The organism is Gluconobacter roseus NBRC 3990 (genome assembly GCF_006538885.1).
GTDB classification, from domain to species: Bacteria; Pseudomonadota; Alphaproteobacteria; order Acetobacterales; family Acetobacteraceae; genus Gluconobacter; species Gluconobacter roseus.
Genome location: NZ_BJLY01000001.1, coordinates 183,073 through 205,931, shown reverse-complemented (window position 1 = coordinate 205,931; position 22,859 = coordinate 183,073). Strand labels below are relative to the sequence as shown.

The 22,859-nt window shown below is 62.6% G+C and carries 18 protein-coding genes; 8 read left to right on the top strand and 10 right to left on the bottom strand.

Annotated elements, in window-relative coordinates; genetic code table 11:
- Positions 1 to 136 precede the first annotated feature (136 nt).
- Both GRO01_RS00805 and GRO01_RS00800 read right to left on the bottom strand, forming a co-directional pair.
- On the bottom strand, positions 137 to 781 hold the full coding sequence (locus GRO01_RS00805) for a TetR/AcrR family transcriptional regulator (protein WP_062508324.1): 645 nt from the start codon (positions 779 to 781) through the stop codon (positions 137 to 139).
- A 158-nt stretch (positions 782 to 939) separates the two neighbouring features.
- On the bottom strand, positions 940 to 1,785 hold the full coding sequence (locus tag GRO01_RS00800) for a deaminated glutathione amidase (protein WP_244926359.1): 846 nt from the start codon (positions 1,783 to 1,785) through the stop codon (positions 940 to 942).
- Between the two features lie 473 nt (positions 1,786 to 2,258).
- Between GRO01_RS00800 and GRO01_RS00795 the strand changes: the two genes are divergently transcribed.
- Positions 2,259 to 4,238, top strand: a complete 1,980-nt coding sequence (locus tag GRO01_RS00795; protein ID WP_062508322.1) for a hypothetical protein — start codon at positions 2,259 to 2,261, stop codon at positions 4,236 to 4,238.
- Between the two features lie 21 nt (positions 4,239 to 4,259).
- On the opposite strand, the gene GRO01_RS00790 is transcribed toward GRO01_RS00795, so the two are convergent.
- The 3 genes from GRO01_RS00790 to GRO01_RS00780 are packed head-to-tail and all read right to left on the bottom strand — an operon-like array spanning position 4,260 to position 9,679.
- Positions 4,260 to 7,337, bottom strand: a complete 3,078-nt coding sequence (locus GRO01_RS00790) for an efflux RND transporter permease subunit (RefSeq protein WP_141306726.1) — start codon at positions 7,335 to 7,337, stop codon at positions 4,260 to 4,262.
- Positions 7,338 to 7,346: 9 nt separating this feature from the next.
- The gene (locus GRO01_RS00785; protein WP_062508318.1) at positions 7,347 to 8,510 is read right to left on the bottom strand and encodes an efflux RND transporter periplasmic adaptor subunit; all 1,164 of its coding nucleotides are present in this window, start codon (positions 8,508 to 8,510) and stop codon (positions 7,347 to 7,349) included.
- Entirely contained in the window at positions 8,507 to 9,679 is a 1,173-nt protein-coding gene (locus GRO01_RS00780) for a TolC family protein (protein WP_062508510.1), read from the bottom strand. Before GRO01_RS00780 ends, GRO01_RS00785 begins: the two co-directional genes overlap by 4 nt.
- A gap of 268 nt (positions 9,680 to 9,947) precedes the next feature.
- Here GRO01_RS00780 and GRO01_RS00775 point away from each other — a divergent pair, with 268 nt between their 5' ends.
- The 3 genes from GRO01_RS00775 to GRO01_RS00765 all read left to right on the top strand — a co-directional run bounded on the left by GRO01_RS00775 (position 9,948) and on the right by GRO01_RS00765 (position 12,632).
- Positions 9,948 to 10,631: a Fe2+-dependent dioxygenase gene (locus GRO01_RS00775; RefSeq protein WP_062508316.1), complete on the top strand. Its 684-nt coding sequence runs from the start codon at positions 9,948 to 9,950 to the stop codon at positions 10,629 to 10,631.
- 221 nt (positions 10,632 to 10,852) lie between these two features.
- Positions 10,853 to 11,470 (top strand): PAS domain-containing protein, encoded by a 618-nt coding sequence (locus GRO01_RS00770; RefSeq protein WP_062508314.1) that lies wholly within the window; start codon positions 10,853 to 10,855, stop codon positions 11,468 to 11,470.
- Positions 11,358 to 12,632 (top strand): putative bifunctional diguanylate cyclase/phosphodiesterase, encoded by a 1,275-nt coding sequence (locus GRO01_RS00765; RefSeq protein ID WP_083541302.1) that lies wholly within the window; start codon positions 11,358 to 11,360, stop codon positions 12,630 to 12,632. Before GRO01_RS00770 ends, GRO01_RS00765 begins: the two co-directional genes overlap by 113 nt.
- A 29-nt stretch (positions 12,633 to 12,661) precedes the next feature.
- Here the strand turns inward: GRO01_RS00765 and GRO01_RS00760 are convergent, their stop codons facing one another.
- Positions 12,662 to 14,965: a TonB-dependent receptor gene (locus GRO01_RS00760; RefSeq protein ID WP_062508310.1), complete on the bottom strand. Its 2,304-nt coding sequence runs from the start codon at positions 14,963 to 14,965 to the stop codon at positions 12,662 to 12,664.
- 234 nt (positions 14,966 to 15,199) lie between these two features.
- Between GRO01_RS00760 and GRO01_RS00755 the strand changes: the two genes are divergently transcribed.
- Complete coding sequence (locus GRO01_RS00755; RefSeq protein ID WP_062508308.1) at positions 15,200 to 17,533, top strand: TonB-dependent receptor; 2,334 nt, start codon at positions 15,200 to 15,202, stop codon at positions 17,531 to 17,533.
- A 16-nt stretch (positions 17,534 to 17,549) separates the two neighbouring features.
- Here GRO01_RS00755 and GRO01_RS00750 read toward each other — a convergent pair whose 3' ends face one another.
- Complete coding sequence (locus GRO01_RS00750; protein ID WP_062508508.1) at positions 17,550 to 18,203, bottom strand: TetR/AcrR family transcriptional regulator; 654 nt, start codon at positions 18,201 to 18,203, stop codon at positions 17,550 to 17,552.
- A gap of 127 nt (positions 18,204 to 18,330) precedes the next feature.
- Complete coding sequence (locus tag GRO01_RS00745) at positions 18,331 to 18,807, bottom strand: c-type cytochrome (RefSeq protein WP_167494554.1); 477 nt, start codon at positions 18,805 to 18,807, stop codon at positions 18,331 to 18,333.
- Positions 18,808 to 18,972: 165 nt separating this feature from the next.
- Here GRO01_RS00745 and petA point away from each other — a divergent pair, with 165 nt between their 5' ends.
- The 3 genes from petA to GRO01_RS00730 are packed head-to-tail and all read left to right on the top strand — an operon-like array spanning position 18,973 to position 21,485.
- Positions 18,973 to 19,605, top strand: coding sequence for a ubiquinol-cytochrome c reductase iron-sulfur subunit (petA, locus tag GRO01_RS00740; RefSeq protein ID WP_062508304.1), 633 nt, complete (start codon positions 18,973 to 18,975; stop codon positions 19,603 to 19,605).
- Between the two features lie 12 nt (positions 19,606 to 19,617).
- The gene (locus GRO01_RS00735) at positions 19,618 to 20,796 is read left to right on the top strand and encodes a cytochrome b (protein WP_141306722.1); all 1,179 of its coding nucleotides are present in this window, start codon (positions 19,618 to 19,620) and stop codon (positions 20,794 to 20,796) included.
- The gene (locus GRO01_RS00730) at positions 20,793 to 21,485 is read left to right on the top strand and encodes a cytochrome c1 (protein WP_141306720.1); all 693 of its coding nucleotides are present in this window, start codon (positions 20,793 to 20,795) and stop codon (positions 21,483 to 21,485) included. Before GRO01_RS00735 ends, GRO01_RS00730 begins: the two co-directional genes overlap by 4 nt.
- Before the next feature lie 6 nt (positions 21,486 to 21,491).
- Here the strand turns inward: GRO01_RS00730 and GRO01_RS00725 are convergent, their stop codons facing one another.
- Together GRO01_RS00725 and GRO01_RS00720 are read right to left on the bottom strand one after the other, a co-directional pair.
- Positions 21,492 to 21,920 (bottom strand): STN domain-containing protein, encoded by a 429-nt coding sequence (locus GRO01_RS00725; protein ID WP_062507910.1) that lies wholly within the window; start codon positions 21,918 to 21,920, stop codon positions 21,492 to 21,494.
- Positions 21,921 to 22,057: 137 nt separating this feature from the next.
- Positions 22,058 to 22,624: a cupin domain-containing protein gene (locus GRO01_RS00720; RefSeq protein WP_231490105.1), complete on the bottom strand. Its 567-nt coding sequence runs from the start codon at positions 22,622 to 22,624 to the stop codon at positions 22,058 to 22,060.
- Positions 22,625 to 22,859: the final 235 nt, after the last annotated feature.

Below are 22,859 nucleotides of genomic sequence, written 5' to 3'. Positions count from 1 at the left end.
GCGCCTTCCCCTCACAGGAGAGGACACTCGTGAATCGAATATAAAAGCAATACAACCTACTTGTTTTATGAGCGTCAAGAAAATTATTCTAAACACGCAATGACCTGAAAGGCCCCGATCCCGCTTTTCGAAACGCTTAGTCCTGCCGCCCGGCAATCCGCAGGAACTGCGCCCGCGAGAACTGCCGCCAGACATCAAAGCTGCGCGCCAGATCCTCCAGCGGCACGCCACGTGCCCGCTCCACCGCCATGCCCCGCAGCAGCGCCGAATTCAGCAGCCGCAATTCAACAAACCGCGGATCCGGCGTCACCATGCGCTGCCCCGAAAGCCAGCGGGTCATGAACTGGTCAATCCGCGCCAGAACCGGCGCCGTCGCCGCCTCCAGATCCGGATCGCTCCGCCGCGCCAGCTCGATTTCCACAGTCGCCAGAAATTCCGGCCCGTCCGTCACCAGCCGCCACATTGTATCCAGCATGGCATCCACGCGCTCTTCCGGACTGCCCTTCATGCTCAGCGCCCGCCGGTACAGCCGCGCGCGCTTGACCGCATAATGCCTCAGCACCATCGCCATGACCTGCGCCTTGGTCGGAAACTGATGCTGCAACGCCCCCAGACTGACACCCGCCGTCTTCGCAATGCGCTGGACAGTCGTTGCGGCATAACCCTGCGTCTGCAACAGCATGACAGTCGCCTGCACGACCTTGCCCCGCGTCACCGCACTGCGATCAGCTTGCGTCCGGCGACGGACAACCACGGGAACAGAAGAAGAGGAAACAGTCATAGGCCCGAGGGGAAATCCCTGCCAAGAAAACACGTCCAGAACGACGCCTGTCTTACAGAGACTTCCCCCGATAGCAAATGCCCGGAAAGAAATACCCTGTCGCCCAGCGCGTCATCACACGACGTTACTCCGCCCAGACCGAAAGAGCGCGCCCTGCCTCAGCGTTCGGCCAGAACAGGGTTCGCAAAACGCCGGTTTTCCAACACCGGCAGCACCCGCCGCGCATGGGCCACCCGCTCCGGATCCAGCGTCGCAAAACCCAGAGCCGGCGCCTCACCCAGCGCCAGCGTCACAACACCCAGAGGATCAACAACCATGCTGAACCCGGTATTGCGCGCCCCGCACTCCCCGACCGCCACGACATAGCAGGTGTTTTCCAGCGCCCGCGCCACCGACATGATTTCCCAGTGGCGTTCCTTGCCCGGCCCCCGCACCCAGGCCGCAGGCAACAGCAAAACTTCCGCCCCCGCCAGCGCCAGATGACGCGCCAGTTCCGGAAAACGCACGTCATAGCAGGTCATCAGACCCACCTTCATGTCCCCGATCTGCACAACAGGCGGCAGTTCCAGCCCCGGCGAGGTGCGCTGGGACTCCTTCATGCTGAATGCGTCATACAGATGCAGCTTGCGATACGTCGCAATGAACGCTCCATCCCGCAACACGAACTGCGTGTTGTAGAACCGCCCCGCCCCGTCCGGAACATTCACGCATCCCACCACGGCAATGCCCTGACTGGCCTTGCGCAGCCCCTCCATGAACGGACCATCCAGCGGCTGCGCCGTCTGCGGCAGAAGCTCCGGATTGTTGATGTCCTGCGCCAGAATCCCTTCAGGCAGAACCAGAAGCTCGGCCCCACCCTCACGCGCTTTCTCAATCAGATCCAGACACTGGCGCTGGTTGGTCTCCCAGTCCGGCGCAACGGCAAACTGTCCCAGAGCAACTTTCATCACGGCACCCCATTCCGGAAGGAGAACAACGCCTCCCCATTTCGTTCTCCCCAGCATGCCCGACCGTCCGGACGCGGTGAAGCCAGAACTTTCACCTCTCGCCCCTTCATCACATCACGGAAAAACGGATCTGATACTTTTCCTTACAGACAACAATATGGATATCCGCTCCCCCGAAAAGCAGCGGTTCCAAAGAACACAGAGAGCACCCCACCCTTCAGGAAAAACAGACCCAAAGTTCCCGATCCGGATTACGTCCGTATTCAAAAGAAAATCCACGATATAGCTGCGTTTTTTACTATCGGTCTTCCATCACACTGCCCTCCCAGCACGGCAGGATCACGGAATTCACATTCTGAAACTGACCTCACGTTTCCGTGATAACACCAGAAGCCGCTCCGAATATTTCCCTCCATTCAGCGCGATTTTCCGCCGTCCCACACCGCCCCCACACCTGAAAATCTTTTTAGAAGCTATCGCGCGCGAGTTCATGCACATGTTCGGGACATCTTTTGACATGGGGGAATTAGTTGAAACTGCTCACCTTCCGCACTCTGCACGCCCTGCGGTTATCAGGACGTGGATGCCTGTTTCTCGGAACCACCCTTGGCGTCCTCGTTCTGGGAACAAAAGCCCGGGCCGATGACGATATCGTTTCAAGGATGGAACAGGAAATGAGCCGTCTTCAGGCGGCCCAGGCCCATGTGCAGGAAGAACAGCGCGCCATCAATCACGACATGGCCGTGCTGAAAGCGGAAATCGCACGACACCACAGCGCAGGCACCTCCGCCTCCCATGCACCCGCATCCCATGACGGACAGCTCGCCGCCGCCCGACCCGACGCACGCAGTGACGTCCGCGCAGAGCACGGCGAACGGATCACCACCGCATCCGCCCGCCGTCACGGCGGCAAAACCGCCGAAGCCCCGCAGTTCACGAACGCCCCCGGCGAAATGACGGCCGCTTCCGGAACCGAACCGCTCCGTGGCACTACCGCACGACGCGACCGGGTCTCCCTCTCCCCCACCGGACGCGGTCTGGTCGATGCCGACAAGGGATCGGAACTCGCCGTCGTCGGCCATCGCGCCGAAGACGTGCTCGTCCACTTCGCCGAAAACGGCGTCGGCCCGCATCCGCGTGAAACACTGGGCGCACAGGCCGCGGGTGCCGTTGGCGATCACGGCGTGTTCCATCTCGGGCCGGTCACGCTCATGCTCGGTGGCTTCGTCGATACCGCCGCCGTTCTCGAAAACCGCCACGTCGCATCCGACACGTTCAATTTCTGGCAGGACATGCCGTATCCGAACGAGCCGCGCTATCACACCAACAATTTCGACGGCGGCGCCCGCTACAGCCGCCTGTCCCTGCTCGCACGCGGCAATATCGACTCTGAATCCACGATCTCCGGCTTCTTTGAATCCGATTTCGGCGCCGGTGCCGTCACGACCGACCCTTATGAGAGCAACAGCTATTCCTTCCGGATGCGTCAGGCCTATCTCGCCTATGACGACACCAAGGCGGGGTGGCATTTCCTCGCAGGTCAGGCCTGGAGCCTCCTGACACCGGGCCGTGCCGGTATCGTCGCACGACAGGAAAGCCTTCCGGAAACGATCGAAGCCTCCATGCTCGCAGGCCAGACCTGGTCCCGCCAGTGGCAGGTCCGCATCGTGAAGGACTTCTTCCATCATCGCCTGTGGACGGCGCTTTCGATCGAAAATCCCGCCACGCTGTATGACACGACCGGCTTTTCCGCCAGCAACGGCGCCGTGTCCATGCCCAACGGCTCCATCGTCACGATCGGCCAGAACGGCGTCGGCCTGACCAATGACACGGCCAATTTCTCCAATGAAATCGCGCCAGACGTGATCGGCAAGGTCGCCTACGATCCGATCTGGGGCCATTACGAAATGGAAGGCATCCTGCACTTCCCGCATGACCGCGTGACCATGGGCAATACCGGCCACAACAACACCGCCATCGGCGGCGGCGCAGGCGGCTCCATGATCCTGCCGCTGATCCCCGGCAAGGTGGAACTGCGCATGGCCGGGCTCGCAGGCTGGGGCATCAACCGCTACGGCTCCGTCCTGCTGCCCGACGCCACACTCAAGGCCAATGGCAGCCCCGATCCGCTCTTCGGCGTCCAGGCCCAGGCCGGCATCATCGCGCATCCCAACCCGCGCATCGACGTCTATGGCTATTTCGGCACCCAGCGCGTCGGCCATTCCTACTTCAACCAGAACGGCGGCTCCCACGGCTACGGCAACCCGGGTTATTCCAATGCCGGCTGCCTGCAGGAACTCTCCGCCCTGTCCTGCACCGCCAACACCCGTGGAGTGTCCGAAGTCACGCTCGGCGCATGGTGGCGCTTCTTCAAGGGCAAGTTCGGCACGGTGGAAGCGGGCACGCAGCTCGCCTATGCCCGCCGCCAGATCTGGTCCGGCATCGGTGGCGATCCGCATACCAGCATGAGCCAGATCTTCTTCGACTTCCGCTACCTGCCCTTCCAGTAAGGCTCCCCGCCCCGGACAGGCTCAATCCCTGTTCGGGGCGCTTTCGTCGTCGCGGCCAAAGAACCGCGCATAAAGCGTCGGCAATACAAACAACGTCAGCAGCGTGGAGGACACCAGCCCTCCGATCACGACCGACGCCAGAGGCCGCTCCACTTCCGCACCCGACCCGCCCGAAAACGCCATCGGAAAGAAGCCCAGACTGGCCACGGACGCTGTCGCCAGAACCGGCCGTAACCGGCTCCGGGCCGCCTGAAACGCCGCATCCGCCGCCGCAAGACCTTCCTGCCGGAACACCCGGATCTGGCTGACCAGCACCACACCGTTCAGAATCGCCACGCCAAACAGCGCAATAAACCCGATCCCCGCCGCAATGCTGAACGGCAGACCCCGGAGCGCGAGTACGAAAATCCCCCCCGTCGCCGCCATCGGCAGATTGGCAAAGACCAGCGCCGCCGCCCCGAACGATCCCAGAGCCGCCACCAGCAGCAGGAAGATCAGCGCCAGCGCGATCGGCACGACAATGAACAGACGGTGCAGCGCGGATTGCAGGTTCCGGAACTGCCCGGCCCAGACCATCCGGTAGCCCTGCGGCATCCTGATCTTCTGCGCCACGGCCTGCTGCGCCGCTGCCACGAACGAACTCACATCCCGCCCACGAATATTGGCCTGCACGATCACCCGGCGATGGATATTGTCCCGGTCAATCCGCGACACGCCATCCGACAGCACGATATCCGCCACCTGCGACAGCAGAACCCAGCCCTGCCCGTCCGCCCGACGCACCTGCAGATGCCCGATCCGGTCCGCCGAACTGACCGCATCCTCCCGCAGACGCACCTGCGTCGGAATGATCGCCCCCTGCACCGTCACCGGTTTGCCGACATGCCCGCCTACAGCTTCCACAACCGCCAGAATATCCGGCACCGATACCCCCAACCGCGCCGCCGCATCCCGGTTGACATCAATATGCAGGAACGGCACCGTCCCGCTCCCCTGCAACGCCACATCCGCCGCACCGCGCACCGTCCGCAGCGTCTCAACCACCTGCCCCGCAATCCGGTTCAGCTCCGACAGATCATCGCCATAGACCGAAATCGCAAGCTGCGTGCGCACACCGGCCAGCAGATCATCCATCCGCATCTGGATCGGCTGCGACCAGGAATACGCCGCATCCGGCCGCGTCTTTTCCAGCACGTCATTGATCTTCGTAACCAGCCCGGCCTGCGTGGACGCCGTTTTCCATTCCTCATGCGGACGAAGGAAAATAAACGTATCGGTCTCGTTCGTCCCCATCGGATCAGTCGGAATCGCCGCCGTACCCGTGCTGCTGACGACAGTCTGCACTTCCGGGAACGACCGCAGGATTTTCTCTTCCGCCGTCACGCCCTCCAGCACCGTATCAAGCGACGCCCCCGGCAGGCGCGTCGAAGTCAGGACCAGCGAGCCCTCCTCAAGCTGCGGCACGAACTCCCCGCCCAGACGCCCGCCGATCAGCACCGCCAGCAGAAACGCCGCCACGGTCACGACCAGAAGCCGCCCGCTGTGATGCTCCGTCCAGCGCAGCGCCGGCTCGTAATACCGCCGTACCGTTCGCACGAACCAGGTCTCCCGGTCCGGCTGGGCATTGCGCATCACCAGCGCCGCCAGCACCGGAACACAGACGAAGCAGTACGCCAGCGAAGCCAGCAGCGCCATGATGACCGTCTGCGCCATTGGCCGGAACATCTTGCCCTCAATGCCCTGAAGCGTGAGCACCGGCAGATAGACCATGATGATGACGAAGATCGCAAAACTGACCGGACGCACCACGGCCCGTGCGGCATCCGCTGTCAGCGCGGCAAAGGATCCGGACGCCCGACGCTCCCCACGCTCGACCATGATGTGCTCCACCACGACGAGCGAACTGTCCACGATCATCCCGAAATCGATCGCACCCAGACTCAGAAGATTGGCCGACACGCCAAACAGCCGCATCCCCGCCATCGCCGCCACCAGAGACGCCGGAATGACGGACACGATCACCAGCGCCGCCCGCCAGTCCCCAAGCACGACGACCAGCACGAACAGCACCAGCGCCGCGCCGATCAGCAGGTTCTCCTTGACCGTATGAATCGTCTGTCCCGTCAGGCTCGCCCGGCTGTAAAACGGCTCCAGCGTCACTCCCGGCGGCAGGGACTGCCGGATCGCCGGCAGCACGCGCCCGATTGCATCCAGCGTCGCATTCGAGCTCGCCCCGGTCTGCATCATCACAACGCCAATGACCGCCTCGCCCTGCCCGTCCCGCGTTACGGCCCCCAGCCGCGTCCTCGGCCCGGCGGACACAACACCCATGTCCCGCAGCCGGATCACATGCCCGCCTGTTCCCAGCTTCACCGGAATGGCGCCAAAATCCGCCAGACTGCCCACCAGTGCCCGGCCAACCACCACATTCTGCTCGGCATGATGCGCAATCCATCCGCCACCGGAGGACGCATTGTTCGTATCGACAGCCTGCACGATCTCGCTGACCGAGACCCCGAATGCCCGCATCCGCGCCGGATCAACCGCCACCTGATACGTCTCGACCGACCCGCCATTGACGTTGACGTCCACAACACCCGGCACCAGCCGCAACTGCGGCACGACCGTCCAGGTCATGAGCCGGTTCAGCTCCATCAGCGAGAGCCCGGCGCCCCGGATCTGCAACTGCATGATCTCGCCCATACCCGTCGCCAGCGGCCCCATCGAGACACTCACGCCCGGCATGGTGATGCTGTCCCGCGCCGCCTGCAGCCGTTCGGAAACCCGCGTCCGGTCCAGATCAATATCCGTCGCGTCATCGAACTGCAGATAGACCGCCGACACCCCTGTCCGTGACACGGAGCGCAGATCCGTCACGCCCGGAATACCCGTCAGGCTCGCCTCAACCGGAAAGGTGATGAGCTTCTCGACTTCTTCCGTCGCCAGCCCCGGCGCAGTCACCGAAACCATGACCTGTTTGGGCGAAATATCCGGCACTGGCTCAACCGGCAGGCCCGGCACGGTCATCACCCCGCCGATCATCAGCGCAACAAGCAGACCCAGTAGGACAAAACGGTTGGACTGGAAAAAATGTAGCATGAAACCCGGTCAGTCCGTATCCAGCCCGCTGACGAGCGACATGGATTTCAGGGCAAAACTGCCCTCCGTCACCACAGCATCTCCCGCTTTCAGATTGCCCTGCACGACGACGCTCTCATCCGTCGCTAGCCGCACCCGGACCTCGCGCGGCGCATACTGCCCCTCGGCAGTCTGCACATAGACAAGATCATGCCCCTCGATCGTCTGCACCGCATTCGATGGCACGATCATGCCATCCACGGCCTCGCTGGTCTCAAGCGCCGCATCCAGCATGATCCCCGGCCGCAGAAACGCCACCGGCCGGTCCACGACACACACCACCCGCACCAGCCCCGTCACCGGATCAGCCACACCATCAATCGTCGTAATCTTCGCCCGGAACGGCTCGGCCCGCGCATTGCCTGAAGGCTGGACGGTTACAACACCGCCCGGCACCAGCCGCGACACCTCATCCGGCCGCAGATCCGCGACAATCCACACACCCGACAGATCCACGACCGTCGCCACAGGCTGCCCCGGCGTCACATCCGACGCCACGGAAGTCTGGATGGACTGTACAACACCCCGCACCGGCGAAATCAGCGTGGACGCCTCATCCTGCACGATCTTTTCCGTCACGGAGGTGAACTCCTCCGTCAGCCGATGCTGGATCAGCCCGATATCCGCTTCCCGCGCCACGACCGTACTGCGCGCCTGCTGCACCGCCGCCTGACGCCGCCGCACTTCCCCGGCCGACACCGTGCTGCCCACAAGCGACTGCCCGCGCCGATAGGCCAGTTCGGCCTCCCCCAGCGTTGCCTTCGCCGAGGCCAGAGCTGCCTCGTCCTGCTCAAGCTGAAGATGCAGCACATGAAGGGAATGATCCGTGTAATCAATGAGCGCCTGTCCGGGCACCACAGTCTGCCCCGGCGTCACCCGCACAGCCGTGACCTTCCCATCCCCGCTCGTGCGGATCACCACCGTCCGCGACAGATCCGCGCTCACCCGCGCCAGCGCCGAGACAGTGTCATGCAGCGTCCCCTGCCGCACCGTCGCGGTCTGGAGATGCTCGCCGTCCCGCGCCTCGGCCCCGAGCGTCAGCGGCTGCATCCAGCCCGGCGCATCCGCTGCCCCCGCACGCGACAGAGCGCACAGCGCCACCCCACAGACCAGAAAACGTACAAACCGGCTCATGGAATGGTCCCCGTCGCAATACCCATCCGGATGATCGCCGCATGCCAGGCAATCTCCGCACGGTTCAGATCCAGCAGCGCCCGATACGCATCCATCCGCGCCCGCAACGCCTCGATCAGCGGCGTCTCACCCACCCGCCAGGACCGCTCCATCCCGTCCGCCCGGCGCAGCATGGAACTGGCCTCGACCCGCGAATTCGACAGCGATCCCGTCGCCGCGACCAGATGCGCCCGCACCTGCGCCATCTCGTTACGCACCGCCCGCCGCGCCTCGATTTCCTGCCGCGTCGCCGCCGCCATCCGGTCCCGCGCTGCGGATTCCTGCGGCGTATTCGTCACCGCACTCGGCAGCGGCACCCGCAGATTGACACCCACCTGCGTATCCCAGGGGCTGTCATACTGCCCCTGATCGATCGCATCGACGCCGATTTCCGGATTGGGCATGAAGCTCTTGCGCGCCAGCTTCATCTGGTTCTGCGCCGCAATCACGGCCTGATGCGTCGCCCGTACCCGCGGATCAACATCCTCGACCCAGCGCGCATCATTGGCCCGCGTCAGCGCCAGCCAGTGCTCGTCCGCCTGCGTGATGTCCGGCACCCCCGGCAGCCCCGTCAGCGTCCGCAACTGGCTCGCCGTGGTTTCAATCTCCTCAGCCGCCATGTCGGCTTCGTTCCGCGCCTGAGCCAGCTGCGCCTCCACGGCCTGCTGATCCGACACCGCGATTTCGCCCACATGCCCGGCCCGCTGTACATCGTCCTCGATCCGCCGTAATGCCGCCACCGTCGCCAGCGCCGCCGTCTGCCGACGCATGGCCATGATTGCAGCTCCCGTCGCATCCACGACCCGCACCGCAACCGACATCCGCTCTACATCGAGGCGGACCGTCGCTGTCTTCGCCTCGGCCTTCGCCACGTTCTCGGTCGCCGTGCCCTGCCCCGGCAGCCAGAGCGGCACGGAAACGCCGCCCTGCCAGGTGATGTAGCCATGATTGGAACCGCTGATGCGATCATCATAGTAGTCGCCCGTCAGCGTCGGACCACCCGCAAACCAGGACTGCGCCGCCTTCGCGCGCGCATCGGCGGAATCCTGATTGGTCTCCAGCTCGGCCCGCACGGGGTCCGTCCTCCAGGCCGCCGCAATCGCATCGTGAATGGACAGTGGCGCCCCCATCCCTTCCGAGGCCCAAACCGGCGCCGCACCACAGGCCAGCACAGCAAGACACGCAGCAGCCACCTGCCTGCGCGACAGTCCCGCACACCACGCAACGGAAAGGGAATGAAATGCCATCCCCGTCTCATCCCCCGCTCTGCCAGACGTGTCAACGGACGGAAGCGCGACACTCACCCCCACCCCCGATTGCCGCCCTTCACAAACAGTCTTATGAGTCGAAGATAAGATTCATTCTCAACTGAACCTTCCCTCCCAGAGAACAAGACGCATGCTCATCCATATCCCCAATGTCCTCTCCCCCGAAGATGTCTGCTACTTCCGTGACAGGCTGGAAAACGCCGAATGGACGGACGGCCGCGTCACAGCCGGCGAACAGTCCGCCAAGGCCAAGCTGAACCTCCAGATCCCGCAGGACTCCCCTGAATGCCGCGAACTCGGCGAACGGGTCCTGCGCGCGCTCGGCCGCAACCCGACCTTCAACAGCGCCGCCCTGCCCCTGCGCGTCTACCCGCCCCTCTTCAACCGTTACGATACCGGCATGCATTTCGACGCCCATGTGGACAACGCCATCCGCCCGATCCCGGGCGCCGGAATGCGCATCCGCACGGATGTCTCCTCCACGCTCTTCCTCACCGGCCCGGATGAGTATGACGGCGGCGAACTCGTCATCCAGGACACCTACGGCACCCAGAGCGTCAAACTCCCCGCCGGTGACATGGTACTCTACCCCTCGACCAGCCTGCACAGCGTCAACCGCATCACACGCGGCAGCCGCTGGGCCTCATTCTTCTGGTCCCAGTCGATGGTCCGTGACGACACGAAGCGCAGGCTGCTCTACGATTTCGACTGCTCCATCATCGAAACCCGCAAGGCCCTGCCCGACAACCACCCCGCCGTTCTCGGCCTGACTTCGACCTATCACAACCTGCTGCGTCAGTGGGCCGAACTCTGACCTTGACGTTGGCCCTGCCCCAGCCGCGCCGGAGCCATCCGGCACGGCTTTTGCTTTTACTGAAAATTATCAAATAAAAACTAACATTACATCTGGAAGACTGGAAAACCTGCAGCAGCTCTGCGAAAAGGTTCCCAAAAATACCGCAACAGCCTTTTAACGAACGCTTAATTATTGTATGATATTACCCGGATCTCCTATCGAGAGAGTCAACCCGGGTGATGGAAAAACAAGAGGATGATGTCAGGAAAAACCTGAATTACGTCAATAACTGGCCTCAGGGGACCCGTGACGATTTCGTTCTTCACGCCCTCGACTGTTCCGCCATTGTTGCCATCACTGATACCCGTGGCCGTATTCTTTCGGTCAACAGTCGCTTCGAGGAAATCAGCGGCTATACCCGCGCCGAACTCATCGGCAACGACCACCGGATGCTGCGCTCCGGCCAGCATGACAGGAAGTTCTTCCGGCAGATGTACCGGACGGTTGCCTCAGGCCATGTCTGGCACGGCGAAATCTGCAACCGCCGCCGCGACGGCTCCCTCTACTGGGTCGATACAACCATCGTTCCCCATATTGCGGAAAACGGCAAAGTCACGAGCTACGTGGCTATCCGCTTTGACATCACGTCCCGCAAACAGGCTGAAAACCACCTGAAGGCCAGCCGCCAGAAGCTCCAGAAAGCCGTCAACACCGACTTCCTGACCAAGATTTCCAACCGCCAGCATTTTTCCCACGCCCCTGCGCCGGCTCCTGCGCACAAGCGCTGCAAGCCATATCTGCCTGGCCCTGCTCGACATCGACACATTCAAGACGATCAACGACACGTCCGGCCATGATGCAGGCGACCGCCTGCTGCGGAAGGTTGCCGAAAAACTCCAGGACTTCCAGAGCGACAGCTGTTTCATCGCCCGCATCGGCGGCGACGAATTCGCCATCCTCATGACAGGCAACATCCCCGCCCTGTTCGAAACGGCCCTTCTCGACATCCTCGCCCGGATGCGTTTCACCTTCCGCAACCCGATCATGAGCCATGCCTGTACCGTCAGTATCGGCTATGTCTGCGTTCCCCTTCCAGACGCCCGGGAAAAATCCCTGCTCAAACGCGCCGATCTCGCCCTGTATGCCGCCAAGACAAGCGGGCGGAACCGGATCTGCGAATATCACCCGGCGATGGAAGAGAAGCTGGACCTCGCCGCCCGTCTGCGCAGACGCGTCCAGACCGGTCTGCGCGACCACAGCATCGAAGTCTTCTACCAGCCTATCTTTTCCCTGAGCGCCCCGGGCCGCATTTCCTTCGAGGCCCTCCTGCACTGGGACCACCCGCAGCACAGCCTCCTGTCCCCGCAGCATTTCCCGGAAGTCTTCGATGACCCGCGACTGACCCTAACGCTGAATACCTTCGTCACACATCAGGTCATGCAGGACATGCGCCTGCTTCAGGAACAGAACGTCCGTTTCGAGCGCATCGCCATCAACATCGCCTCATGCGACCTCGAAGGCAGCGGCTTCTTCACGAATATCAGCACGGTCGCCGAGGAAATGAACGTCCCGCTCGACTCCCTGGCTCTGGAAGTCACCGAGAACGTCTTCTCCCGTCCCCATCACCAGCAGCTCGAACATGAACTCGACACCCTGCACCGTCAGGGCGTGCAGATCTCGCTGGACGATTTCGGTACGGGCTTTGCCTCCCTGACCCATCTCAAAACCATCACGTTCGATTACGTGAAGATCAACCGGGCCTTCGTCGCCGGGCTGGAACGCCACGGCACGGACGCCGCCATCATCCGGGGCGTAATCGACATCGTCCACAGCCTCGGACGCAAGGTCGTCGCCGAAGGCATCGGCAGCGCCACACAGGTGCGCGCGCTGCTCGAGATGGAATGTGATTTCGTACAGGGCGATTTTCTGTGCGAGGCCGTGCCGGTGATGGACATCCCGGCCGCCCTCGAAAAAATCCGCTACCGGGCACTTTTGTCCCCGGAAAACGGACCAGCCTGACGGATCATCCGACCCGTCAGGAACCAGCGTCAGAAACGCTGGTCAATACCGGTGAGGATCGTCCGGCGCAGACCATATTGCGGCGCACCCACACCAATGCCGCTACCATCACGCAGCAGATAGGTCCGGTCAAACAGGTTGGTCACGTCAAGACGCAGCTGCGTGCGCTTGAGGAACGGCACCTGGAACAGATCCTTGAAGGACTGCACCAGCGACAGGTTGAACGTTGCATATTGCGGAACGGAAGCCCCGTTCGGCGTCGCACCATCCGCCCGCAGACCACTGCCATAGACCATCGTAGCCGACAGACGCAGCGGATGGCCCGTCCGGTGGAAGAAGGAATAGCTTCCACCTGCAGAAGCGGTCCAGCGCTGATCGTGATCCAGATGGATCCAGTGCTTGCTGGTATAGGCCAGATCGTCCGGATCAAAGTTCCACTGCGCCGTGGTGATGTCCTTGCCGATAGCGCGCGACCAGGAGAAATTGCCGTACACACTGAAGGCGCCGCGGGTATAGTCGGTGGCGAATTCATAACCATGAACCTGCCCGCGACGATAATTGAACGCCGACAGAATGACCGGAGAGCCGAACTGGCCTTCGTCGATCATGTTCTTGGCCAGCTTCACATACGCATCAAACGACGCATGCCAGCCCGGCAGAAGGGTCTGCGAGAAGCCCGCATCAAAGTAATGATCGCGCTCGGCCTTCACGTTACTGTTCTGGAACGTCCCCGGAGCTGCCGATGTATTGGCAAACTTGTTAAGCGACGTCCCGCCAACCAGTTCAAACGGCGGCGGCGTGAAGTAACGCGAATATCCCGCATGGAACGTCCCGCCATGCCAGGGCTTGTAAACAATGTTCAGGCGCGGACTGACCTGCTTGGAATGGGTATATTCATCCACCCCATCAAACCGCAGACCATAATTGATCGTCAGGTTCTTCAGCGGACGCCACTCGTCCTGCGCATAAAGCCCATACATCCAGCCCGTCCGGCCCGTGCCATCATGAATGGTCAGCGGGTTGTCGGAATAAACCGCTTCCCCGTCAGCATCCTCGCCGCTCTGCGGATAGACGGTTGAATCCGACTTGGAAACGTTCCGCTCCACATAGATCTGGTAGCCGAAGCGGACCGTATGATCCTTCGCCGCCTGCCATGTGGCATCGGACTGCGTACCCGTCGAGAAGACCGAACGCGCCGCACGCTGGGCAATGCCGTTATAGACCAGATCGCCCAGCGGATCAGGCGAATAGCGCAGCGAGCTGTAACGCAGCACGGCAGACGTCTGGAAGCTCAGCTTGCCCATGTCTTTCTGCAGAGACAGGATGCCGAAATCCGTGATTTCCTTCTGGTGCTCGTTCAGGCTTGAACTGTCGCCATTACCATAGAGCTGCTGTGACAGGTCACTATTGGCAAAGGACGGATTGGCGAACTGACGCTGCTGCCCCGGATTGTTGGGAAGCTGGTACTCGGCATTGGACACACCAGCGGTCAGGCTGATCCGCGTGTTTTCATCCACTGTGTAACGGGCATGACCCAGAAAGTGATACTGGTTCGTCAGATCATGCAGGGCGTTGAAGCTCGGCGTCGTATTTTCAATCCCGACACGGTTGTGAACGAAATCACCCGTCGCAAACCAGTCCCACTTGCCATGATGGCCGCCAAACTGCGCGGACGGGAAGAAATAGTCGCGTGCGCCACCATAGATCGAAACGTCACCACCAGCGTCCGAATAGCCGTTCTTGGTGTTGATATCGATCACACCGGCCTGAAGGAACCCGTACTCACTCGGCAGCGCGCCGGTCGTCAGCGACATGGAATGTGCAAACCGGGTCATGAGCGTCTGCCCGAAAACGCTCATGCCTTCCGGAAGCGCCACACCGTCCAGACGGAACTGCACTTCATTATGGTCACCACGCACATGGATCTGTCCGTAGCTGTCCTGCGCCACACCCGGAGCCTGCAACAGCAGCGTGTTCAGCCCCGCATTGTCACCGCCGGGATTGGGCTCAATGGCCTGTCGCGAGAAATTATAGGTCGTCGCACCCGTAGACGGCTGAAGCGCCGCGCGCGCCCGCTCAAGATGAGCGTTGACGGTAATGTCATCCGCCCCTGCGCGACTGACTTCCGTCGTCGTCGTTCCATGCTGGTCATCGGCATGACCGAAGCTGGACCGCGCAGCGGACGTCTCGTCATCCGTCTGTGCCGCAGAAGGCGTCGTCGCCTGCGAAGCCGGAGTGGACGACGTAACCGACTGCGCGAATGCGGAATCGGCAAGGGCAGTGGTGCAGCCCAGTAGCAGAAGAAATGAACGGGCAGACACGAAAGACGGCATGAAACCTCCGGGCAGGAAGACGGGCAGGAGCGAAGGATAATCGGAACGGCTCTCTTATTATGTTATATCATAACAGTTCAAGCGAAATCTTTCGCCTCAGGAACCAGTTTGCACGGATCGTTGGCTCCGATGCGCGAGTGCAATATAAGCACGATGTTTTTCAGGGCTTTCCTCCCCGTTTTCAGGCAGGATGCCCCCACCGATATCGCCCCCTCCAGGAGACCCGCCCCTTCCATGACGCTTCGCAAGGCCCTTCTCCTGAGCGCCAGTCTCCTTGGCCCTTCCCTCGCCCTTGCGGCCCCGCCGGAAGAGACAAAACCGCTGGCCGGCAAGGCCCGCACGCCCCATCATGCAGGCCCTCACCACACGCCCGCAAAGCCTGCCTCCCACCCGGCCACTCCGCCCGCGCCCCATGCCATCCAGGCCCGTGACACCGAAACAATCTCCGTCACCGCCCGCCGGACGGATTTCGCCTTCGCCGCCGCCCAGCACCTTCCAGACGCCGACACCCGCCTGACCGCAGACCGCCTGATCCAGCGCGGCGTCGTCACCCTGCGTGATCTGGAGCGCGTGGCGCCCAACCTGACGATCCAGTCCATCAACGGCACGGCCTCGACCAATTTCTATCTGCGTGGCGTCGGCTTCAACGACTTCACGATGAACAACATCCCCACCGTCATGACCTATTTCGATGACGTGCCCTTCGCGTTATCGACCATGTCGAGCGGCCTGATGTTCGATCTGGCAGACGCCACCGTCACCCCCGGCCCGGTTGGCACCACACACGGACAGTCCGACACCGGCGGTGAAGTCCGTCTGCGCACCGCCGACCCGACCAGCACCCTGCATTACGGTGCCAGTCAGGACATCGCCTCCTACGCCCGCAGCCGCAGCGAGGCCTATATTTCCGGCCCGATCGCCAAAGGTCTGGATTTCCGTCTGGCTGGCCAGATCCGACAGGGTGGCGGCTGGCAGACCGACCCGCAGAACGGCGCCCATCTCGGAGACGCGGATTCCTATGCCCTGCGCGGCAAGCTGCGCTGGCACTCGGATGACAACCGCACCACGATCCTGCTCTCCGGCCATTTCGTGCAGGACAACAGTCAGGTCGTCACCAGTCAGGCCATCCACCGCCTGATCGGCACGACCGGCCTGCCCCAGCTTGGCCAGACACAGGCCGAGTGGTCCTCCCGCCCGCAATTCGCAAATCTGATCGGACGTCCCGAAGGCCTCAAGCCCAGCGAACACAACCAGTTCTGGGGCTGGGACCTGCATATGGATCATAATTTCGGCTTTGCGAAACTCACCTCTGTCACGGCTTTCGAGACCGAGCGGCAGGGCGAATACACCGATCAGGACGGCACCTCCCGCTCCGAAGCCGACACCTACCGCACCATCAGCGCCAATGCTTTCACGCAGGAACTGCGTCTGGGCTCCAGCAATCCCGACAGCCGCCTGCAATGGGTCGTCGGCGCATTCTATCAGCGCAGCCGCATGAAACAGCGCTTTTTCTTCGATTACACCGACTATGCAGCGCGCGGTTACATGATGGCCACGTCCTTCTCCATGAATCAGGAAAGCACGTCCGAGTTCGGCCATATCAGCTATCGCCTGCCACATAACGTGACGCTGTTCGCAGGCCTGCTGCATGAAATCGACGACCGCAGCCTCCCCGGCCTGACATCGGAAATCTTCGGTGGCAAGACCACGGCCTTCCACGGTGAGAGCACGGCCTCGGCCCAGTTCGCCGGACAGGTCGGCGTTTCATGGCAGGCTACGAAAAGCACGCTCGTCTATTACAAGATGAGCAAGGGCTTCAAACCCGGCGGCTTCAGCGCCAACAACACCCAGATCCAGGCCCAGCTCGACCCGTTCGGCCCCGAGACGGTGCTGACCTACGAACTCGGCTTCAAGAGCGACCCGATCCCCAACGTCCTGCGTCTGAACGGGGCGGCCTTCTACAACGATTTTCACAACCAGCAGGTCGTGGGCACGGTGCTGATCCCGAATTACGGCCCACTCAGCGAGATCACGAACGTCCCCAAATCCGAAAGCTGGGGTTTCGAGGGCACGATCGAACTGCACCCGGTGCGCCATGTCTTCGTGACGCAGAATATCGGCTGGCAGCGCGGCAATTATCAGGACTTCCTGAACGTCAACCGCGCCGCCACCAATGCCGCCTACGCCAAAACCGGCGTCTGGCAGGCGGTGAACAGTAATTTCGCGGGCGTGGATAACGGCCAGCCCAAACTGACCCTCAACGGTCAGGCGGAATGGCGCCAGCCTCTGACATCTTCACTGGGTTTCGATATCGGTCCGGACTGGTCCTATCGCGGCAGTCAGGCCATCGCCGTCGGCGGCACCGGCTTCTACCGCCTGCCGCCCTATTTCCTGCTCGGCGCCCATGCCACCCTGCGTCCCTCATCCGGGAAATGGGAAGCCACGGTCTACGCGTCCAACCTGCTTAACCGCAGCTTCTTTGAAAGCGGCGGCATGGCAACAACAACCTATTTCTACATCCCCGGGCCGCCGCGCTTCATCGGCGGCCGCGTCTCCTACGGCTTCTGAAAACCCCCGGGACGGATCAGCAGGAAATCAGGCAGTGCGCGAGCGACTGGATTTCCTGCAGGTTCTTCTCGGTATTCATGGACTCACGCCCGAGCATGTTCATGGCCCGGAAGTGGATCGTGCTGAGCAGCATGTCGAGAACCGTATCCGGGTCCTGACAGAAAACATTCTCCCCGCGACGGCTTGCGCGCTCAAGAAACTGCGCCATCTGCGCCCGCGCCGGAACCACGCTCGTCTCCCACAGAACCTGACCGAATTCCGGATCATGCACCGCCTCACCCAGCAGCGTGCCATAGGTCCGCCCCAGCGGTGTCGCGAGAAAACGGACCCGCGCCGCAATCAGCGCATCCACATCCCCGGCAAAACTGCCCGTATCGATCTGCGGCGTCAGATCATCACGCCACAGACGGATCGCATCGAAGAACATCGCCTGCTTCGTCGGCCAGCGCCGATAGACCGTCGCGGTCGAAACCCCCGCCGCCTTGGCCACGCGGCTGATGGTCAGGCCCTGATACCCTTCCTCCACCAGAACCCGCGCGATCGCCGCAAGAATATTGTCCTTCAGCCGAAGATTGACAGGACGCCCCGGCGCACGGGACGGCACCCGGTCCCTTGAGGGAACATGAAGATTCTTTAGCGGTAAAGTATGTGACACTACGCTCTGTGACATGGTCGTTCCCTCCCTGGCCATTTCCTCGGCTGGCATCATTTCTGAATGAACGCAGCTATTCAGATATGGATTAACCGTTACAAGACGCATTTGCGTTTGTTTGGCAACAAAAGATGTCCGGTTTTTCTCAGTGGATCACATGGGAGGCCACAAGAGCCTGCCTTTTCGCCTGAATCGCCGCCGCATCCATGGCCGTCCCCCGTATGGATGCCACGTCCGACGCTGCCACACCAGACGCCGCCGACCCACCGCCCAGCGTCGCCGCATAAGCCAGCACGGCCGCAATATCATCATCCGACAGCGCCCGGAACGCCGGCATGTATCCCTTGTAGGACTGCCCCTCCACCGTAACCGGCCCATGCAGCCCGTTCACCAGAACCGCTGCCAGATACGCCTTCCCGTCAGAACTGCCCGCAATCTGCCCGACCCGTCCGGCCAGCGGCGGAAATGTCCCCGGACGTCCCGCACCCGAAGGCCCGTGACACATCGCACATTTGCCGCGGTATAGCGCCGCGCCGTCCGCCGCCATGGCCGAAGACGCCAGCACCGGTCCAAGCCCCAGCAGAGCCGCCAGCATGATCCTCAAACCGTGTCCCGTTGTCATGGCCCTGGGCCCTCCCGGAGTTCGCATTGCCGTAGCATTTCGGAAAACACTAGCCTCCGCTTTCCCCAAAAGCTACCGCCCCTGTCTTTCTCGCCACGGCAAAGCCGCCTATCCTGCCGCCCTCTTTCCCGCCGGACATCCCGGCACAGTCGGCAGAGGTTCCGCATGGCCCAGAGCGAGACACCCCCGTCCCCGGACGGCACAAAACGGCGGGACCTGCTGGCAACCGGAACCCTCGTCCTTGGCTGCGCAGGCGCCTGCGCCCTGAGCGTTCCCTTTCTCAACAGCCTGAAAAACCCCGCCGCCACACCCCTGTCCGACAACACGCTGGAAGTCGATCTGTCCACGCTCACCCCCGGACAGAACATGACCGTGCAATGGCGGGACTGGCCCATCTTCATCCAGCGCCGCACCTCACAGATGCTGGCCGCCCTTCAGGGCCCCGCCCACATTGCCACCCTGCGCGACGCAGACTCCAAAATCCTCCAGCAGCCCAAAGACGCCACGAACTGGCACCGCTCGGTCCGTCCGGAATACGGCGTTCTGGTCGGCATCTGCACTCATCTGGGCTGCGTCCCGACCTTCGAGAAACCCGGCTCGGCACCGGAAGCGAAGGGCGGCTATTTCTGCCCCTGCCACGGCTCGCATTTCGACGCCGCAGGCCGTGTCGTCCAACGCGCGCCCGCCCCCTACAACCTACCTGTCCCGCCCGTGACCTTCCTCTCCGACACGAAAATCCGCATCGGCCACAGCGCCGGCGATCCGGGCTTCAGCATGTCCGACATCCAGCAGATCTGAGGACCGGACGACATGCCCTCACCCGACAGAATGCCCGACACAGAACCCTCCGGCTGGCTCGACCGCCGCTTCCCGGTCACAGGCTTCCTGCGCCGCGAATATGTCGCCTTTCCGATGCCCCGCAACCTCAACACCCTGTGGAGCTTCGGCGCGTTCCTGATCGTCACGATGACCTTCATGATCGCCAGCGGCCTGTTCCTCGCGATCAACTACACGCCCGACATTACACAGGCCTTCGCCAGCGTCGAAACCATCGACCGGCAGATCCCCTCGGGCTGGTTCATTCGCAGCCTACATATGGGCGGCGTGACGATGCTGTTCGCCTGCCTCTACATCCATCTCGGCCGCGGGTTGTGGTACGGCTCCTACAAGGCCCCGCGCGAACTGCTCTGGCTGACCGGCCTTGGCCTGATGCTCATGATCATGGTCACGGCCTTTGCCGGTTACGTTCTGCCCTGGGGACAGATGTCCTACTGGGGCGCGACCGTGGTTCTCAACGCCGTTCACGCCATCCCCCTGATCGGCCACCCGCTCTCCGAACTCCTGCTCGGCGGCGAGACACTGGGCAACATCGCCCTGCACCGCCTCTTCGTGCTGCACTTCACGATGGCCTTCGCCATTCTCGGCGTCATCGCCCTGCATGTCGCGGCCCTGCATGTCGTGAAATCAAACAACCCCACCGGCATCGATCCCACAAGCCCGGCCCAGACCCTGCCGTTCCACCCCTATTACACCAGTCGGGACGGCTTCGCGCTCTGCCTGTTCCTGATGGTCTATGCCGGACTGGTCTTCTTCCTGCCCGGACTTCTGACGCTGGCGGACAACTACATTCAGGCCAACCCGCTCATCACCCCGCGCGACATCCGGCCCGAATGGTATTTCGCCCCGTTCTACGCAATCCTCCGCGCCGCCCCCTCCCGCCTCGGCGGCCTGATCCTCGCGACCGGAAGCCTCGCCGTCCTCTTCGCCCTGCCCTGGCTGGACCGCTCCTCCATCCGCCCGGCAACCCGGCGCCCGCTGGTCCGCCTCTCGCTCCCGCTCGCCTTCGCATCCTTCATCCTGCTGGGCGTCGCCGGCATGCATCCGCCCACCGAGGCATGGCTGATCGTCAGCCGCGTGGCGATGGCCTGGTGGTTCATCCATTTCCTGCTCGTCATGCCGCTGGCTTCCGAACGGGAGATCCCGTCATGACCCGCTGGACCCGCCCCCTTCTCCTCGCCGCCAGCCTGACCGCCCTTCCCGCCGCAGCCAGCACACCAGCCCAGCGCGGCCTGATGGTCTTTCAGCAGGTCTGCGCTGCCTGCCACGGCATGGAACATGTCGATTATGGAGACATGAGCGCCCTCGGGCTCTCCCCGGACGATATTCGCAAATGGGCCGCGGATCAGGAATTACCCGATGGCGTGGATGACAACGGCGACCCGAAAACCCGCCACGCCACCCCCTCCGATCCGATGCTCTCGCCCTATCCCAACGCAGCAGTTGGTCGCCTCGCCAATCACGGCCTGCTCCCGCCCGATCTGTCCCGGCTGGCCCTGACGCTGCCCGGCGGCGCAGACGAAATCCGGCGGATCCTGCTTTCCTACGCCCCCCCCCCGCCGGGCGTAAAACTCGATGAGGGCCGCTATTACAACACTGCCCTGAAATGGAAGCATATCGGCATGCCCCCGCCCCTTCAGGACGGCATGCTGACCTATCCCGACGGCACCCGCGCAACCTCCGCGCAAATGGCCAGCGACGTCTCCGCTTTCCTCAACTGGGTGGCGCACCCGCACCAGACCGAGCGCAGACGGATCGGCCTTTACGTCCTGGTCTATCTCGCCCTGATGGCGTTCCTGACCTTCCTGCTGCAACGCCGCGTCTGGACGTCCCGCCGCTGAGCGTCCCTACATCCGCGAGGCATTATCCATGCGATGCGCCGCCCGATAGGTCAGCGGCATGACCGCCAGCCCCTGCACCGTCTCGATCACATCCAGCTCCGTATTCCCCAGCAGCCGGATCAGCGCCTCCCGCGGCGTATAGGCCCCACGGACCGCAATACTGCTCCCGCCCTGCAACAGCGCATCATCCATCAGAACCGGACATTTCGTCTTGCGCGCCAGCTCCGCCACGGCCGCCGCAAGGCTCTGCCGCCCGATCTGTAATGTCGTCCTGCGGATCGGACAGATATCCCGCGTCCGCGTGACCGTCTCCGCCGAAACCGGGCTGCCCGCGCACAGGGCACAGAGCATCACCGCCACGCCCAGCCCCGCCCGAAAGAAACGGGAAACCGCGTGACGCCACTCATGTTTTTCTGAAAACGGACGGTCGCACATGTCCGTGACTCTCCGCTGGACCACCTGCCCCGGACCGCAACACGGGCAGGCTTACTCGCGGACTCAACGCCCCATAATCACGGGAAGCCACAGCCCTCCCGCTTTTTTGAGAACCCGGCACACCGGACCACGGGCAACTAGAACGTCGGCGGCGTACAGGCGCTGATGATCTCGCAGCCGTCCGGACTGACACAGCGGAAACGATGCGGCTGCCGGCTGTCGAAATGATAGGCGTCCCCCGGCCCCAGCACCTCGCACCGCTCTCCGACCGTAATCTCCACCCGGCCACGCAGGATAAACCCGCCTTCCTCGCCCTCATGGGCATAGACCGAAGACCCGGTATCCGCGCCTGGCGCATAATTCTCATTCAGGATCTGCAGGGTCCGGCCAAATGCCGGCGCGCCCACCTGCCGGAACGTCACGCCCCCCTGCTCGAACGTGACCAGTTCGTCCGACCGGAAGAAGATCTTCTCACCGCCATCCGGCGCAATGCTGAAAAACTCCCCGAGCGTCACCGGGATTCCGTCCAGAACCCGCTTGAGCGTCCCGACCGAAGGATTCATGTCCCCGGACTCGATGAGGGAAATGGTGGAATTGGTCACACCGGTCCGCTTGGCCAGTTCACGCTGGGACAGGCTCCTCGCCGTCCGGACAAAACGCAGGCGTGCTCCCAGATCCATTCCCTCGTCTTCCTCCCGACCCATTGCGTGTAACCAGTATGTCATATCGAAACAGAAAGGAAACCCGCAGAGATCAAAATACCCTATGGCGGTATAATTTTTCCCATATATGGCCTCACAACCCCACACACGATGACCCGGAGCCGGGGAACGTCTGGCCGCAAAAGCCGTTCTGGAGTAGAGAATCAGTCGGAGCGCCCTGTTTCGCAAGTTCTGAGGAACATGGTGACTTCCGGATATTCCGGTCACGGGTCCGAGA